This is a genomic window from Burkholderia sp. Se-20373, assembly GCF_017104705.1.
GTDB lineage: Bacteria > Pseudomonadota > Gammaproteobacteria > Burkholderiales > Burkholderiaceae > Burkholderia.
In genome coordinates this window covers 13,224-29,719 of sequence record NZ_JAAGPH010000063.1, presented here as the reverse complement: position 1 = coordinate 29,719, position 16,496 = coordinate 13,224, and the positions used below count along the sequence as shown (strand labels likewise).

The following is a 16,496-nucleotide window of genomic DNA, read 5'->3' as shown; positions in this document are numbered from 1 at the left end:
AAGACCATCGACTCTAACGAAGCCGGCGCCCCGCTGGCCGGGGGGCGGCCGCGGGTCGCCCCGCTACCGCCGCGGCTCAGGCGCGCGCGAGCGCGTCCGGATTGACGAGATTCGTGCGCAGCGTGCCGGCCAGCGCGCCGACCAGGTTTTCCGCGGCGCAGCGCGCCATCGCGTGGCGCGTCTCGTGCGTCGCCGAGCCGATATGCGGCAGCGCGACGACGTTCTTCATCTGCAGCAGCGGCGAATCCGCCGCCAGCGGCTCCTTCTCGAACACGTCGAGCCCCGCGCCGCGGATCGTGCCCGCGCGCAGCGCATCGATCAGCGCGGCTTCGTCGACCACCGGCCCGCGCGATGCGTTGATCAAAATCGCACCGCGCTTCATCTTCGTGAATTCGGCCGCACCGATCAGGTGGTGGGTTTCCGGCGACAGCGGCACCTGCAGGCACACGAAATCCGATTGCGCGAGCAGTTCGTCGAGCGTGACGCGCCGCGCGCCGTACTGCGTCTCGGCTTGCGCATGCGCGGAGCGGTTCGCGTACAGCACCTGCATCCGGAAGCCGAGCGCCGCGCGGCGCGCGACCGCGCCGCCGATCCGCCCGAGCCCGACGATGCCGAGCGTCTTGCCCTGCACGTCGGTGCCGTACAGGTCGGGACCGATGCTGCGATGCCAGTGGCCGGCCTTCACCCACTCGGCCAGCTCGACCACGCGTCGCGCGGACGCGAGGATCAGCGAGAACACCGTATCGGCGGTCGATTCGGTCAGCACGTCCGGCGTATGCGCGAGCACGATCCCGCGCCGCGTGAGATCCGCGACGTCGAAGTTGTCGTAGCCCACCGAGATCGTCGACCACGCCTTCAGCCGCGGTGCGCGGTCGAGCATTTCCGGCGTGACCTTCAGGCTCGCGCCGATCGCGCCGTCCGCGTCGCCGAGCGCATCGGCGAGGGCGGCGGCGCCGTCGGCCTGCACGACGTTCGCATGCTCGCGCAGGTACGCGAGGACGTCATCGGGCAGCGGCTTGTACGCGACGATACGGGGCTTCATCGGATTCATTTTCCTTGCAGCGGCGTCGCGAGCGGATGCGTATCGCGCGCCTGGGGTTTGACGGACAGCGTGAGGATCACCGCGGCGACGAGCGCGGCGCTCATGAACGCGTACGACGCGACGGGCGAGCCGGTCGCCCCGTTCAGGTAGCCGACGAAGTACGAGCCGACGAACGAGCCGAGCGCGCCCATGCTGTTGATCAGCGCCATCGCGCCGCCGGCGACGTTCTTCGGCAGCAGTTCCGGCACGATCGCGAAGAACGGGCCGTACGGCGCGTACATCGCGGCGCCTGCCACGACCAGCAGCGCATACGAGATCCAGAAGTGCGACGAACCGAGTGCGTACGATGCGGCGAACGCAGCCGCGCCGATCAGCAGGAACGGCCACACGAAACCGCGACGGGAGCCGACCTTGTCGGACGCCCACGATGCGGCAATCATCGCGATCGTCGCGGCGAGATACGGCAGCGCGGACAGCCAGCCGGTCGCGACCATCCCGAGGTCGGAGCCGTTCTTGACGATCGACGGCAGCCACAGCACGAAGCCGTACACGCCGATGCTCCAGCAGAAATACTGTGCGCACAGCTTGATCACGGCCGGCGAGCGGAATGCTTCGCCATAGTTGCGCACGGGCTTGATCGTCGCCTGCTCGGCCGCGAGCGCGGCGTCGAGGTCGCGTTTTTCCTGCGCGTTGAGCCACGGCGAATCGGCCGGCTTGTCCTGCACGAGGAACCACCAGCACACGGCCCAGAGCACGGCCGGCACGCCTTCGGCGATGAACATGTGGCGCCAGCCGAATTCGTGCACGAGATAGCCCGACACGATCGACATCCACAGCACCGTGACCGGGTTGCCGAGGATCAGGAACGTGTTCGCGCGCGAGCGTTCGTTCTTCGTGAACCAGTTGCTGATGTAGATCAGCATCGCCGGCATCACGGCCGCCTCGACGACGCCGAGCACGAAGCGGATCGCCATCAGCGACGGGATGTTGCTGACCACGCCCGTGAGTGCCGCGCAGGCGCCCCACAGGATCAGGCTGACGAACACGAGCTTCTTCACGCTGCGGCGTTCCGCATAGATCGCGCCGGGAATCTGGAAGAAGAAGTAGCCGAGGAAGAATAGCGCGCCGATCAGCGACGACAGGCCCTTGCTGATCCCGAGGTCCTGGTTGATGCCGGCCGCGGCCGCGAACCCGTAGTTCGCGCGGTCGAGGTAGGCGAGGCTGTACGTGATGAAGACGATCGGCATGATCGTCCACCAGCGGCGGGCAGCGAGAGAGTTGGCCATCAGAATGTCTCCTGTGTCGATCCACGTTAGCGCTTTAGCGCTTACGTGGATCCCATGCTTCGCGGTCGATCAGAGTTGGCGCTTCAGCGCTTACTCTGATCCCATGCTTCGCAGTCGACCAGAACAAACGCTTCAGCGCCCGTCCCGGTCCCGTACCTTGCCGTGCGCATGCACGACGAAATGAGTCCGCGGATTGTGCCGTGTCCGGCCTCTCATTGCGCGGTGAAGCTTTCCTCTAAGCGATCGGTGCGATTGCTGACGTTTTCGAATCGATCGAGCGCGGCGCGGGTCGGCAACCCTTCCGAGTCGCCGATCACCTGGATCGCGAGCGCACCGATCCGGTTGCCGCGCGCCACCGCCTGCTCGATCGTCCTGCCCTCCAGCAGCGCGCTGACCACGCCGACCGCGAAGCCGTCGCCGGCGCCGACCGTATCGACGACGTTCTGCACGCGCTCGCCCACCACGGTTCCGTCGCGGCTGTCGGCCGTCCGGTAGTACGCACCTTCCGCACCGAGCTTGATCACGACACCGCGCGCGCCCTGTGCAAGATAGAAGCCCGCGATGTCGGCCGGCGTGTCGTGCCCGGTCAGTTGCCGCCCTTCGGCGATGCCCGGCAGCACCCAGTCCGCGAGCGATGCGAGCGCGTTCAGCGTCTTCGCCATCACGTCGGCGGACGGCCACAGCGTCGGGCGCAGGTTCGGGTCGAACGAGATCGTCTTGCCGGCCGCGCGCATTTCGCGCGCGAGCTTGAACGCGAGCTCGCACGACGTCGCGGAGATCGCCGGCGCGACGCCGGTCAGGTGCAGATGGCGCGCGCCGAGCACGTAGTCGGCCACGTAGTCGTCGCACGACAGGTGGCTCGCGGCCGAGCCCTTGCGGAAATATTCGACGGTCGGGTCGCTGCCGTCGTCGTTGCGCGACTTGAGCTGGAAGCCGGTCGGGTAACGCGGATCGACGGTCACGCACGACGCGTCGATGCCCTCGCGCGCCAGCGTGTCGAGCACGTAGCCGCCGAACGAATCGCGGCCGACACGGCTCATCCAGCCGACCCGGAAGCCGAGCCGCGACAGGCCGATCGCGACGTTCAGGTCGGCGCCCGCGACCCGCTTCGTGAACTGCGTCGCGTGCGCGAGATGGCCGGGCTCGGTCGCGACGAACATCGCCATCGCTTCGCCGTAGGTCACGACATCGAGTGCTGCTTTCATGAATGAACTCTCCAGGATCCTTCCGCCGTCACGCCGTGGCGAGCCACGCAACGCGCCGGCATGCATCGCCCGCCAGGTCGGCCGCGTCGAACGGGAACTCGATGCCGCGCGGCGCGTGTTGCGGCAGCACCGCGAGCACGCCGGTCACGAGCGGGTCGTTCGGGGCCGGCGCGGTGGCGAAACGACGCGCGCCCTCGCCCGCGACTGCCTTGCAGTGAATGTATTCCACATGCGGCGCGAGCACTTGCGCGCAATCAAGCGGCGCTTCGCCCGGCCACTGCCAGTTGCCGATGTCGAACGTCATCCCGAGCGCATCGGGCATGCCCGCCGCGGCCAGTGCGTCGAACAGCCCGCGGAACTGCGCGAGCGCGCCGCCGACCGGAAGCTGACCGTTCTCGACCACCACCCGGGCCCGCGCGCCGCGCGACAGCGCGACGATCTCGGCCGCGTGCGCGGCGCCGGCGAAACCGCCGAGCTGGAATTTCACGAAGCGCGCGCCGAGCGCGTCGGCTTCCGCGAGCGCGCCGCGCAAGGCGTCCGCATCGAGCGCGCCCGTTTCCGTGTACAGGTTGGCCGGCGTCGAATAGACCGACCACAACCCGTGGCTGGCCAGTTGCGCGCCAAGCGCGGCCAGCGCGCCGGGCGCCGTGTCGTCTTCCGACGCGAACAGTTCGCGCCGCACCTCGAAACCGGTCGCACCGGATGCCGCCGCGGTCGCGACGAATGCACGGTGGCCCTCCTGTCGCACCCGGTCCATCCCGAATGCGCTCGCCACGATCACGATGTCTGCCATATTGCCCTTCTATTTCCGGTATGGAACCGGTTCCATTCATTTGAGACGGATGGTGCGCCTCGGGCGGGGTCCGCACCATAGTGGAAATCCCTAGGGCCTGTTCATCGCCGGGCGGCCGGCGCCATCACGCTGCGCGGCGGCCGCGGACTGGATCGACGGATGCTCGACCGCGCTCACGATGATCCGCCGGGCCGATGTAGGGATGGCGAAGGCCCGGCGCGCGCGTCGTCCGACCACGCGAAGCCGGCAAGTGCGAGGTCGTTCGCTTCGGTCGCGCCGCTCGTGAACACGATCCATTCGGGCGTGGCGCCGACGAGTGCCGCGACGGCCGCCCGCGCGCCGTCGAGCGCATCGCGCGCGAGCCGCCCCTGCCGGTGCGACGCCGACGGGTTGCCGTACACGTCGCGCCAGCACGGCGCCATCGCGTCGATCACTTCCGGCGCGACGGGCGTGCGCGCATTGAAGTCGAGGTCGACGAACCGTTCGCCCGCGCCCCGCCCTGTCGCGTCGGCCCCGCTCATAGCGAGAAGAAGTCGACCTTCAGCCGCGGCACGTAGTTCGACATGTCGGTGTAGTACTGGATCACCTGGTCATGGAACTGATCGAACGCGTGCTTCACGTCGTGCATGTGATTGATCGCGACGTGTGCGGCGTCGGCCGACACGTCGGGCGTGCGCGCGAGCGCCTGCTCCAGCAGGCCCGCATGGCCCGCGCCGACGTCGATGCGCATATGGCGCATCAGGCCGTCGAACACGTCCGCGTCGAGCCCGGCGGCGCGCGCGATCTCGCCCCACGCGCCGCGCGCGCCGGCCTCGTCCTCCGGGCTCGCCTCGATCAGCTTCAGGCAGCACAGGTAACCGAGCGACGACGCGCGGCCGACCTCGCACAGCATGTTCACGAGCGACAGCGTGCCGATCACGGGATGCGCGTCGCGGATCTGCTCGCGCGGGATGCCGAGCTTCTCGACCGATGCGGCGATCAGCCCGTGATGCGCGTACTCGTCGGCCAGGTAGCCGCACAGCAGCTCGGCCGTCGCCTGGTCGCGGCAGTGCGCGATCGCCGCGCCGACGTGACGCGGCGCGAGCCGAACGAAGTGGTAGGTCTCGAGCAGCAGCCCGGCGATCAGGTCGCGGCCGGCCTCGCCCCGCTCGAGCATGCCGAACAGCCGGTGATAGCCGATCTGCGCGCGCCACATCCGGGCGCTGCGCTCGACCCGCTCGAGAAAGTCCGCCGCGGCGATCGTGGCGGCCGGCCGTTCGCGGCGCAGCAGGCCGAGTTCGTCCAGTTGCCCGACGATCGTCCGCACGCTGCCGAACGACACGTCCGAGCGCTGCGCGATGTCCTCGAGCGTGTGCCGCCCGTCCAGGTAGCGCTTCATGCGCAGGAACGCGTCGCGCGTGCCCTGCACCTGCTCGAGCTCGAAGCGCTCGTCGCCCACGATCATCGCCAGCCGCTCGCCGGCCAGTGCGACGAGCGTGCAATGCCGCAGCCTCGGCCGCGCGCCGGTTTCCGTCGTCTCGCCCATGTCTTGGTCTCCTGGTTCGCTCGACCACCCGTCGATGCATTTTTCGAAACGATCGACGCATGTGCTGATTCAGGGAAAATAATCGCACATGCCATTAAATCGATCTTGAATCGCGCAAACGTTGTACTAGATTATCTCCAGGATTCCGGTAATTCAAGAAATCCGCAGATGCTTAAAATAACTTTCATTTTTACAAGAAGATAAAACGGGGCTCCATTCCAGCGAATCATTCCACCGTATTTGAAGATCGGAGATGCCGCCGCTCCGGTGCCGCCTTGGCCGCGGCATGGCTGCGTGCCGCGCTAATGGCGGCTGGGCGCTTGCGCCCGTTCTCATCGTCGGAGGTTGCTATGAGTGAACCGCTTACTGTCATCGTGCCGCGAGGCACCAAGGTCGCCGTCAAGGAGGTCGACGCGTTGCAGACCGTCGACCCGCGCGCCGGCGCCGATCGCCACGCGCTGATCGTCGGCGGTGCGGATCTCAAGGTCGCGATCGCGAAACAGGCGGACGGCCTGCCGCTTTCGGCACGGGCCGCATTCATGACCATGTGCGGATGAATATCGACCAATTAATCATCCGCACAACGGATGAAAGGAAATAAACCAGACATTCTCATTTCGTTCCGGATTTCGCTGTAAATTCTCCAGCCCGATTATTCGAATCAGGCCGGATGCCCTTTCATTTTTCAAACGGTGATCGATATGGCAAATACGCAGCAGGCAACGGTTCATGAAGTGAAAAACGCCGAACCGGGCAAGAACGTGTTCGACGGCCACAAGGTGGATCTCTACATCAATACGGGCACGCTCGGCGGCAAGCACTACCTTGTCACCGTCAACAAGCCCGATGGCACGCCGACGCTGATCGCGATCCACCTGTAATCGCCGCCGCACCGGTTCAGCCAGTTGCGGGGCGAGCCGCACGCCCGCCCCGCGCACCCACTTCGGGAGCCTCATCATGGAACGGATCGAATCACCCGCGCCCCGCCCGCGGCTGGTGGCGCCCGTGACGCTGCGGCACGTCGACGCGCTGCCCGGCAGCCCGCATGCCGCCGTCGCGCTGGCCCGCACGCTTGACCAGTTCGACGGCCGCCACGATCTCGACGAGATCGCGCGCGACGAGCCCGAGCTGCCGCGCGCGCTGCTCGACGAACTGGTCGGCACGCTCGACGAGGCCGGCCTGATCGACGACGACGCGCCGGTCGCGAGCCGCGCGGGCTCGGAAGTGATCCTCGAGATCGAGGATCTGGTCGAGCAGTACTGCGAGCAGACGCTCTACCGCAATCCGTTCTGGCGCGCGTGCCTCGACACGCGCTCGCCGGGCGACCTGCCCGAACGGCTCGCGATCGGCATGGTGATCGAGAACTGGCACTTCCTGTTCCGCGAAAGCTATTTCGATGCGCCCGTGCTGTCCTACGTGCCGAGCACGCCGGTGCGGCTGACGCTCAACCGTTTCTTCTCCGAGGAGTACGGGCACGACGAGATCCTGCTGCGCGCACTGAATTTCGCGGGGCTGAGCCGCGCCGACATGCTCGATGCGATCCCGCTGCCCGAGACGATGGGGCTGTGCAACGCGCTCGCGTACTGGTCGCACAGCGATCCGCTGTTCTTCTTCACGACGCTCGGCCTGCTCGAAGGCCAGGGCATGCAGCACGACAGCTTCATCCAGGCGTGCGAGCGCGCGCAACTGCCCGACGGGCTCGTCGGCCCGCTCAAGACGCACGCGAACATCAACCTCAACGCCGCGCACGGCAGCCTGACACGCGCGATCTTCCAGGACGTCCCGGTGCTCGACGCCGCTACCGTCGCGCGCGTGAAGGCCCAGCTGCGGCTGTTCGTCGAGCTCTACGACGACTTCTACACGGCCGTCTGGCATTACTACACCTCCGACGCGCCGCTGCTGCGGCGCGTGTCCGACCTGTGAGGCGACCACCATGGACAGCTCGCTAGCAGCGCCCGCGATGCCGAAATTCCGCGGCATCGTCACCTCGCAGCTCACGGATACCGACGCCGTGCTGTGTGCCGGCGGCCGGCAGTGCACGTTCCGCTTCGCGCCGGACGAGGCGACCGACGTCGCGCGCCTGATCGGCGACCTGCACGTGGGCGGCCTGACGCCCGAGGAACTGGCCACGCGCTCGCGCCGCATCGCCGACAAGATTCCGCCGCTGCTCGCCGATTTCAACGCGCTGCGCCTGCTGATCGAATCGGATCCGCGCCGCGCCGCGGTCGCGACGAGCGGCGCGCAGCTCTACCGCGACATCCGCCGGATCGCGGATCGCACCGCCGCGCGCAGCGCGCGATCGGCATTCCTGCGCGCGCTGGTCGAACAGCGCGCGACACGCCGCCAGCTGATCGGCTATGCCCTCGAGTATTACTGGATCGTGCGCGCGGCGCCGGGACTGATCGGCCCCGCGCTCGGCTGGGCCGCCAGTACCGCAGAGCGTACGCTGCTGCAGGACTTCCTGAAATCGGAGCTCGGCCACGACCGGTTTCTCGCGGCGGCGCTGAAGGCCGCGGGGCTCGCCGATGCCGAGATCGAGCAGCACCAGCCGCTGCCCGCGACGTTCTCGCTCGCGGCCGCGCTCGGCGTGCACGCGCGCCAGCATCCGCTGTCGTTCAAGGCGAGCCTGTTCCTGTTCGAGCGCGCACAGCCCGCGTTCATCGACGCGTTCGACGCGCGCTGCGTCGCGCTCGGCCTGCCCGAAGGGTTCTACCGGCCGCTGCGCGCCCACGCGGACCTGAACGACACGTACCGGCACGAGGACATCTCGCGGCAGTTGATGGCGCTCGACACCGCGATCGATCCAGAAGCCTGCACGGTCACCCAACGCAACGTCTCGCTGATGGTCGAGACGCTGGTGCGCCAGGAACACACCATCCTCGCCTACTACGCAGACGACAGCGCGCCGCTGCCGCGCATCTTCCACTGAGGGCCGCCATGGAGCTCTGGACATTTCAGCGTTATCAGTCGCCGCGCCTCGTCATCGACGCGATCCACCACGAGCCCGGCTCGGCGCTCGTCAGCATGCGCGCGGGCGCCCACGAATACCGGCTGGCGTTCGACGCGAGCGACGCCGCCGACCAGATCGCCGCGCAGCTCCACGGCCTGACCGACACGGCGTCGCCGCTGTGGTCGACGCTGCTCGACAGCGAACCCGACTCCGGCTGGCACGCGCTCGGCACGTTTCTCGACACGCATTCGCTGATTGGCGAGGCCGTCGATACGGCCGCCGATGCGCTCGCCGCGCAGGCCGCGCGGATCGACTCGTGCATCGCGCAGACGGTCGCCGCGAGCCTGGCCGGGCTCGACTCCGCGCGGCGCGACGCGATCGCGCGCGACGCCGCGACGCTGCGGCGGCACCTCGACCGGCCCGCCTCCGCGCGCACGCTGTTCGACGCGCACGACGATCCGTTCGACGCGCAGGTCGAACCCAACTTCCATCTCGCGCTGCTGCGCATCGAGTTCGAATACTTCCGCCGCGCGGCGCCGCTCACGCTGGCTGCCGTCGACCTGATGCTCGACGTGTTTTCCGGCGCGCCCCGCGCGAGCGCCGCGCAGGATGCGCGGTTCGACACGGCCGGACTGTACGACGAGCACGACCTGATGTCGCATCTGTGGCTCGTCGCGTCGAGCCTCGTCGCCGCGAGCGGCGCCGACGCGCCGCGGCTGCCGTGCGCGGACCTGCCGGCCGTGTCGCTGTCGAGCGGGCTCGAGTTCATGCGCCAGACCGAACTGATCACGCGCGAAACGCTGAACCGCTGGGGCGCGAATCCGTACGTGAGCGCGATCGACGCGCTGAACGGCGACTATTCGCCGCTCGTCGCGGGCCCGTTCATCGAGCAGTACCACGTGACGCGGCGCTTCGTCGAAATCATCGCGCCGCTGCTGAGCATGCGGCTCAGCATCCCGCTGCGCGCGATGTTGTTCCGCTACTACGGCGAGGAATACGGCCACGAGGCGCTCGAAAGCACGACCTGCGAGGCGCTCGGCGTCGCGCGCCACCTGCTCCCGCAGATCGTGCCGCTGCCGCTGCACTTCGCGTTCGTCGACGCGCTCACGCTGCTCGCCGATGCCGATCCGGTGTCGTCGTTCGCCGCGATCATGGTCGTCGAGGGCATCTTCGGGGAGCCGCCGAAGATGTCGCTGCGCCTGATGGCCGCGGTCAAGGACAACGACGCGTTCCACAGCGTGTCCGGCGATCACGAGGAGCTGAACGAATCGCTGAACCACAACAGCATCTCGCGCGACATGTTCGAGCGGATCGCCGCGATCGACCCCGCGCGCCAGGCAATCGCGATGCACCGCATCCTGTTCCTGCTCGAACTGAACCACCGCGCGTGGAGCGGCATCGCCGGCTTCTACGGCGCGCAGTCCACGCTCGCGCTGCACGGCCCGTACGGCCGGCTGCTCGACCCGCGCGGCTGACGGCACCGCGCCGGCTCACACGCACCAGGGGAACCCCATGGACGAACACTACGACTACATCGTCATCGGCTCCGGCTCGGCGGGCAGCATCGTCGCCGCGCGACTCGCCGCCAATCCGTCGATCAAGGTGCTGCTGCTCGAGGCCGGGCCGCTCGCGTCGCATTACCCGCCGATCCGCGACCCGAACCAGATCAACTGCCTGTATCGCATCGACGCGATTCACTGGGGCTACAAGAGCGTGCCCCAGACGCGCATGAACGACCGCGTGATGGACGTCTGGCGCGCGAAGGTGACGGGCGGCTGCACCGCGCACAACGACATGGTCTACGTGCGCGGCGCGCCCGCCGACTTCGACCAGTGGGCGAGCCAGTACGGCTGCGCCGGCTGGCGCTACCAGGACGTCGCGCCGCACTTCGAGCAGGTCGAAAGCATGCTGCAGCCGACCACCACGACGCGCAACGCGTTCGGCGAGGCGTTCGTGAGCGCGAGCGAGCAGCTCGGCCACCGCTACAACCCGAACTACAACGACGGGCGTCCGATGGCCGGCGTGTCGCCGCTGCGCTCGACGATCGACACGCGCTTCCAGCGCGTGACGAGCTACCAGCGCTACGTCGAGCCGCTGCTCGCGCGGCAGTCGAACCTGACGCTGGCCGCCGAATCGCTCGTCGAACGGATCGAGTTCAACGGCAGGGGGCGCGCCGCCGCGGTGTTCTACATCCGTGGCGGCACGCGCGTGCGCGCGGCGGCCGACCGGGAAATCCTGCTGTGCGCCGGCGCCATCAACTCGCCGCAGATCCTGATGCGCTCGGGCGTCGGCGACGCCGCGCAGTTGCGGCGGCTCGGCATCCCCGTGCAGGCGGACCTGCCGGGCGTCGGCGCGAACCTGATGGACGCGCTGATCTTCCAGGGCATCTGGACGTCGCGGCAGCCGATCCTCGACCAGCCCGTCAACGAGGGCTACGCGATCGTCTGGGCGAACGCGAATGCCGACGGCCAGCCGGCCAATGCGGCCGAGATGATGCGCGGACGCTATACGTGCGGCCAGTCCGAGCAGGAGCTGCGCGGTTTCTATTCGGTCACGGGCGACATGATGCGGCTGCAGAGCCGGGGCCGCGTCGCGCTGCGCTCGGCCGATCCTGCCACCGCGCCGCTGATCGACATGAACTTCCTGTCGGCACCGGGCGACTTCGAGCAATGCGTGCAGGGCTTCGAGCTGATGCGCTCGCTCGGCAACGCGCCGGGGCTGTCGGCCTGGCGCGGCGAGGAGCAGACACCCGGGCCGTCGGTACGCACGCCCGCCGAGATCCGCAACTGGATCCTGAGCAATGCGGGCTCGCTCAGCCACCCGGTCGGCACGTGCCGGATGGGCACCGGCAACGATGCGGTGGTCGATCCGCAATTGCGCGTGCGCGGGGTCGAGGGGCTGCGGGTCATCGACGTGTCGATCATGCCGCGCATCACGTCCGGGCACACGCAGGGACCGGCGCTGATGATCGGCGAGAAAGGCGCCGCGCTGGTGCTCGCACAAGAGTGACGGCGCGCGCGGCCCGTCACGCGGGCGTCTGCGCGAGGCTCATCGCGAGGAACTGCGCGGCGAGCCGCGACGGCGCGCCGCCATGCGGCACGAGGATCGAGAAGTGCCGCGTGAGCGGCTCAGGCGCGAGCGATCGCATCGCGAGCGCGGCATCGTCGTGACGCAGCGACATCGCGGATACGAACCCGACGCCCATCCCGGCCCGCACGGCTTCCTTCACGGCCTCGACGCCCGCGATCTCGAACGCGACGCGCATCGGCGCCGCGCCTTGCGCGAACGCGCGCTCGACGAGCTGCCGCACGGCGGAACCCGCCTCGCGCAGCACGAGCGGATGGGCGGCCAGCGCGTCGAGCGTGACCCCCGACGCGTATTCGGGCGCGGCCAGCGGGTGCCCGGTCGGCACGATCGCCACGATCTCGTCCTCTCGCCACGCGTGCACCGCGGTGCCCGGCGGCAGCGCCTCGCCGGGCGGCCCTTCGATCATCGCGATATCGAGCGACGGCAACGCCGCGACCACGTCGGCCGTGTTGCCGCTCATCGTCTGGATCGCCACTCGCGGCGCGCGCGGCTGGAACGCCGCGATCAGGTACGGCAGCAGGTAACTCGCGGGCGTCGTGCTCGCGCCGATGCGCAGCGTACCGGCCTCGAGGCCGCGTACCGCGTCACGAAACGCACGCGCCTGCGCAAACGTGTCGCGCTGCGCCTTCGCGTACTGCGCGAGCTGCTCGCCGACCGGGGTCAGGCGGATGCCGCGGCCGTCGCGCTGGTACAGCGGCTCGCCGAATTCGTCCTGCAGCAGCCGCAACTGGCCCGACACGGCCGGCTGCGACAGATGCAGCGCCACGGCGGCGTGGCTGATGTTCAGGTGCTCGGCGACGGCGGCGAACGTTATCAGTTGATCCGGGGTCATGGGGGTAAATTATCGGCTTTCCGGATAGTTTACGTCACAAATCACAATTTTTCATATCGATATAACGAAATTAGGATTACACCATCGCCACACGCTCCATCACGGTGCTTCCATGTCCACTGCTCCGAGTCCCCATCTCAGCCCCGCCGCGCCGTCGATGCGCGGCCAGTTGAACGGCGTGCTGTTCGTCGCGCTGTTCGCCGCCGCCGTCACGAGCCTGTCCCAGCTTCCCGCGATCGCGGGGCTCGGCCTGTCGCCGCTGATCGTCGGCATCGTCGCAGGCGCGTTGTACGGCAACGCGCTGCGCGACGGCATGCCGGCCAGCTGGGCGGCCGGCGTCAATTTCTCCGCGCGCAAGCTGCTGCGCATCGCGGTCGCGTTCTTCGGGTTGCGCGTGAGCCTGCAGGAAATCGCGCAGGTCGGGCTGCCGGGCCTGACTGTGTCGGTGCTGGTCGTCGTCAGCACGCTCGTGATCGGCACCTGGGCCGGCATGAAGATCATGAAGCTCGACCGCGATTCGGCCCTGCTGACCGCCGCCGGCAGCGCGATCTGCGGCGCGGCCGCCGTGCTCGCGTTCGAATCGACGCTGCAGTCGAAGCCGCACCAGAGCGCGATGGCCGTGGGCAGCGTCGTGCTGTTCGGCACGCTGTCGATGTTCCTGTACCCGATCGCGTATCACGCCGGGCTGCTGAACCTCGATCCGGCCGGCCTCGGCCTGTTCTTCGGCGGCACGATCCACGAGGTCGCGCAGGTGGTCGGCGCGGCGAGCGACATCAGCCCGCAGGTCGCGCACGTCGCGACGATCGTCAAGATGACCCGCGTGATGCTGCTCGTGCCGGTGCTGCTGGTGCTCGGCGGGTGGCTGGCCCGCTCGGCACGTGCGACCGCCGGCGGCGCGCACGGCAAGCGCAAGGTGGCCGTGCCCTGGTTCGCACTCGGCTTCCTCGGCTTCGTGATCGTCAATTCGCTGAACGTGCTGCCCGCCGACGTCACGCACACGCTGAACGTGCTCGACACCTTCGCGCTGACGATGGCCATGACCGCGCTCGGCATCGAAACCCGCGTCGCGCAGATCCGCGCAGCCGGCCCCCGGGCGCTGATGACCGGCCTGATCCTGTACGTGTGGCTGATCGCCGGCGGCTACGGGATCACCTGGGCCGTGCAGCACTGGCTTGGCTGAGTTGCCCGCCCGTGACACTTCGCGCGCCGCGCCCGACGGGAAGGTCCCGCGGGCGCGGCGCAGTGCTATGCTTCGCGTCGTTTTCCATCGCCCTCTTTCAGCCGTGCTCTCGTTCCTGCTGAAGCTGCGCACTCGCGCCCAAACGCTGTTCCGCCTGTCGGACGCCCATACGATGCTGATCTGGTCGGCCATCGTCGGCGTCGGCGGCGCCTTTGCCACGATGGCGTTCCGCGAAGGCATCGACCTGATGCAGCACCTGATCTCGGGGCAAAGCGGCAGCTTCGTGCAGATGGCCAAGCGCCTGCCGTGGTACGTGCGGTTCTGGATGCCGGCCGCGGGCGGCTTCCTCGCCGGCTGCGTGCTGCTGCTCGCCACCCGCGGCGACAAGCAGGCCGCCAAGACCGACTACATGGAATCGGTCGCGCTCGGCAACGGCATCGTGCCGGTCCGCCAGAGCCTGTGGCGCAGCGTGTCGTCGCTGCTGACGATCGGCAGCGGCGGCTCGATCGGCCGCGAAGGCCCGATGGTGCAGCTCGCGGCGCTCGCCGCGTCGCTGGTCGGCCGCTTCGTGCACTTCGACCCGCCGCGCCTGCGCCTGCTGGTCGCTTGCGGGGCGGCCGCCGGCATCACGTCCGCGTACAACGCGCCGATCGCCGGCGCCTTCTTCGTGTCGGAGATCGTGCTCGGCGGCATCGCCATGGAGAGTCTCGGGCCGATGATCGTCTCGTCGGTCGTCGCGAACATCGTGATGCGCGAATTCGCCGGCTACCGGCCGCCGTACGAGATGCCGGTGTTCCCGGCCGTGACCGGCCCCGAAGTGCTGCTGTTCGTCGTGCTCGGCGCGCTGTGCGGCGTGCTCGCGCCGCAGTTCCTGCACCTGCTCGATGCATCGAAGAGCCAGTTCAAGCGGCTGCCCGTGCCGTTGCCCGTGCGGCTCGCGCTCGGCGGCCTCGTCGTCGGCGTGATCTCGGTGTGGGTGCCGGACGTGTGGGGCAACGGCTACAGCGTGGTGAACCTCATCCTCCACTCGCCGTGGACCTGGCAGGCCCTCGTCGCGGTGCTCGTGTTCAAGGTGATCGCGACCTCCGCCACCGTCGGCTCCGGCGCGATCGGCGGGGTGTTCACGCCGACGCTGTTCGTCGGCGCGGTGTTCGGCTCGCTGTTCGGGCTCGCGATGCAAGCGGTGTGGCCCGGCCATACGTCGGCGTACTTCGCGTACGCGATCGTCGGGATGGGCGCGTTCCTGACGGGCGCCACGCAGGCGCCGCTGATGGCGATCCTGATGATCTTCGAGATGACGCTCAGCTACCAGGTCGTGCTGCCGCTGCTGGTGTCCTGCGTATTCGCGTACTTCGTCGCGCGCGCGACCGGCACGACGTCGATGTACGAGATCACGCTGCACCACCACCAGGATGCCGAGGAGCGCAGCCGGATCCGCACCACGCAGATGCGCGAACTGATCCAGCCCGCGCAGACGGTCGTGCCGCTCACCGCGAGCGTCGCCGACATGACGCGCGTGTTCCTCGAATATCCGGTGAAGTATCTGTACGTGACCGACGACGCCGGGCGCTTTCGCGGCGCGGTCGCGCTGAAGGACATCACGTCGGACCTGCTCGACAAGCGCGACACGGCCGACAAGACGGCCGCGCACTATGTGCACACGCCGTTTCCGCTGCTCACGCCCGACATGCCGCTCGCCACCGCGCTCGAACGTTTCATGGCGTTCCAGGGCGAACGCCTGCCGGTGATCGAAAGCGAAGCCGAGCCGACGCTCGCCGGGGTCGTCTACAAGACGTCGCTGCTCGATGCGTACCGGCGAATGACCGGCGAACGCTGACCGGCCGGTTCGCCGCCGGCAGCGTGACGAAGGCGGCTCGAGGCCGGGGCCCGCTCAGTCCGGCGCGCGCCCGAGCACCACGCGCGCGAAGAATCCCGCCAGCACCGACTCGGCCACCTCGGCCGACACGTGCTGCGGATCGGCCGAGTAGTACGACTGCACGCCATCGCACAGGCACATCAGCCCGAACGCCAGCGTCTCCGCCGGCAGCAGCAGCGGCGTGCCCGCGCGTTCGGAGAAGCGCCGGATGAACTCGGCCATCTGCAGGCGCTTGCCATGCAGGAACTGGTTGAAGCGCACGCGGAATTTCGCGTCGCGCGCGGCCTGCAGTTTCGCCTCGCCCCACAGCAGCGAATATTCGTCGTCCTGAAACAGCGTCCGGTAATACGCGAGCGACATCGACTCCATCTGCTCGCGCGTGCCGCCCCCGTCGAAGATCGCCTGGAAATCGGCCTGCACCTCCGCGTGATCGCGCTCCAGCAATGCCAGCAACAGGTCGGACTTGCTGCGGAAATTCGAGTAGAACGCGCCGCGCGTATAGCCGGCCGCGGCCGCGATGTCTTCGACGCTCGCGGCGACGAAGCCTTTCTTCAGAAAAATACGGTGTGCGGCAATCAGCAGACGTTCGCGCGTCTGGTCCCTGCTCTGCTCGCGAGTTAAGCGCTGAGGTTTCATGGCGCGCAGTCTAGCACCCTTTCCCTTACGGATTCATCTTTGCATTCAGATACAGGTGTGTATTAGAATTCGCCACAGTTTCTG

The 16,496-nt window shown here is 68.4% G+C and carries 16 protein-coding genes; 8 read left to right on the top strand and 8 right to left on the bottom strand.

The features are described from left to right. Nucleotides 1-76 precede the first annotated feature (76 nt). The 6 genes from G3N96_RS20930 to G3N96_RS20905 form a co-directional block, all read right to left on the bottom strand. On the bottom strand, nucleotides 77-1,042 hold the full coding sequence (locus G3N96_RS20930) for an NAD(P)-dependent oxidoreductase (protein ID WP_206138332.1): 966 nt from the start codon (nucleotides 1,040-1,042) through the stop codon (nucleotides 77-79). A gap of 5 nt (nucleotides 1,043-1,047) precedes the next feature. Further along, nucleotides 1,048-2,328 (bottom strand): MFS transporter, encoded by a 1,281-nt coding sequence (locus tag G3N96_RS20925; protein WP_124583428.1) that lies wholly within the window; start codon nucleotides 2,326-2,328, stop codon nucleotides 1,048-1,050. Between the two features lie 212 nt (nucleotides 2,329-2,540). Then, nucleotides 2,541-3,533: a sugar kinase gene (locus G3N96_RS20920; RefSeq protein WP_206138331.1), complete on the bottom strand. Its 993-nt coding sequence runs from the start codon at nucleotides 3,531-3,533 to the stop codon at nucleotides 2,541-2,543. 28 nt (nucleotides 3,534-3,561) lie between these two features. Further along, nucleotides 3,562-4,326: a sugar phosphate isomerase/epimerase gene (locus tag G3N96_RS20915; RefSeq protein WP_124583425.1), complete on the bottom strand. Its 765-nt coding sequence runs from the start codon at nucleotides 4,324-4,326 to the stop codon at nucleotides 3,562-3,564. A gap of 173 nt (nucleotides 4,327-4,499) precedes the next feature. After that, complete coding sequence (locus G3N96_RS20910; protein ID WP_206138330.1) at nucleotides 4,500-4,847, bottom strand: aminotransferase class V-fold PLP-dependent enzyme; 348 nt, start codon at nucleotides 4,845-4,847, stop codon at nucleotides 4,500-4,502. Continuing rightward, nucleotides 4,844-5,851: an iron-containing redox enzyme family protein gene (locus G3N96_RS20905; protein WP_124583423.1), complete on the bottom strand. Its 1,008-nt coding sequence runs from the start codon at nucleotides 5,849-5,851 to the stop codon at nucleotides 4,844-4,846. Before G3N96_RS20905 ends, G3N96_RS20910 begins: the two co-directional genes overlap by 4 nt. 350 nt (nucleotides 5,852-6,201) lie before the next feature. On the opposite strand from G3N96_RS20905, the gene G3N96_RS20900 reads away from it, so the two are divergent. The 6 genes from G3N96_RS20900 to G3N96_RS20875 all read left to right on the top strand — a co-directional run bounded on the left by G3N96_RS20900 (nucleotide 6,202) and on the right by G3N96_RS20875 (nucleotide 11,810). After that, on the top strand, nucleotides 6,202-6,408 hold the full coding sequence (locus G3N96_RS20900) for a hypothetical protein (RefSeq protein ID WP_226207652.1): 207 nt from the start codon (nucleotides 6,202-6,204) through the stop codon (nucleotides 6,406-6,408). 144 nt (nucleotides 6,409-6,552) lie between these two features. Next, on the top strand, nucleotides 6,553-6,732 hold the full coding sequence (locus G3N96_RS20895; RefSeq protein WP_089494932.1) for a hypothetical protein: 180 nt from the start codon (nucleotides 6,553-6,555) through the stop codon (nucleotides 6,730-6,732). Nucleotides 6,733-6,808: 76 nt separating this feature from the next. Beyond that, nucleotides 6,809-7,774: an iron-containing redox enzyme family protein gene (locus tag G3N96_RS20890; protein WP_124583421.1), complete on the top strand. Its 966-nt coding sequence runs from the start codon at nucleotides 6,809-6,811 to the stop codon at nucleotides 7,772-7,774. 10 nt (nucleotides 7,775-7,784) lie between these two features. Further along, entirely contained in the window at nucleotides 7,785-8,780 is a 996-nt protein-coding gene (locus G3N96_RS20885; RefSeq protein ID WP_241022751.1) for a hypothetical protein, read from the top strand. Nucleotides 8,781-8,788: 8 nt separating this feature from the next. Continuing rightward, nucleotides 8,789-10,276 carry a hypothetical protein gene (locus G3N96_RS20880; RefSeq protein WP_206138329.1) on the top strand — a complete coding sequence of 496 codons (1,488 nt, stop codon included), beginning with the start codon at nucleotides 8,789-8,791 and terminating at the stop codon, nucleotides 10,274-10,276. A 37-nt stretch (nucleotides 10,277-10,313) separates the two neighbouring features. Beyond that, nucleotides 10,314-11,810: a GMC oxidoreductase gene (locus tag G3N96_RS20875; RefSeq protein ID WP_206138328.1), complete on the top strand. Its 1,497-nt coding sequence runs from the start codon at nucleotides 10,314-10,316 to the stop codon at nucleotides 11,808-11,810. A 16-nt stretch (nucleotides 11,811-11,826) separates the two neighbouring features. Here the strand turns inward: G3N96_RS20875 and G3N96_RS20870 are convergent, their stop codons facing one another. Further along, complete coding sequence (locus G3N96_RS20870) at nucleotides 11,827-12,720, bottom strand: LysR family transcriptional regulator (protein WP_089494937.1); 894 nt, start codon at nucleotides 12,718-12,720, stop codon at nucleotides 11,827-11,829. Between the two features lie 112 nt (nucleotides 12,721-12,832). On the opposite strand from G3N96_RS20870, the gene G3N96_RS20865 reads away from it, so the two are divergent. Together G3N96_RS20865 and G3N96_RS20860 are read left to right on the top strand one after the other, a co-directional pair. Next, nucleotides 12,833-13,900 (top strand): YeiH family protein, encoded by a 1,068-nt coding sequence (locus G3N96_RS20865; RefSeq protein ID WP_206138327.1) that lies wholly within the window; start codon nucleotides 12,833-12,835, stop codon nucleotides 13,898-13,900. Nucleotides 13,901-14,003: 103 nt separating this feature from the next. Further along, the gene (locus G3N96_RS20860; protein WP_206138339.1) at nucleotides 14,004-15,737 is read left to right on the top strand and encodes a ClcB-like voltage-gated chloride channel protein; all 1,734 of its coding nucleotides are present in this window, start codon (nucleotides 14,004-14,006) and stop codon (nucleotides 15,735-15,737) included. Between the two features lie 54 nt (nucleotides 15,738-15,791). Here G3N96_RS20860 and G3N96_RS20855 read toward each other — a convergent pair whose 3' ends face one another. Continuing rightward, nucleotides 15,792-16,412 (bottom strand): TetR/AcrR family transcriptional regulator, encoded by a 621-nt coding sequence (locus tag G3N96_RS20855; RefSeq protein ID WP_089494940.1) that lies wholly within the window; start codon nucleotides 16,410-16,412, stop codon nucleotides 15,792-15,794. Between the last annotated feature and the right edge of the window lie 84 nt (nucleotides 16,413-16,496).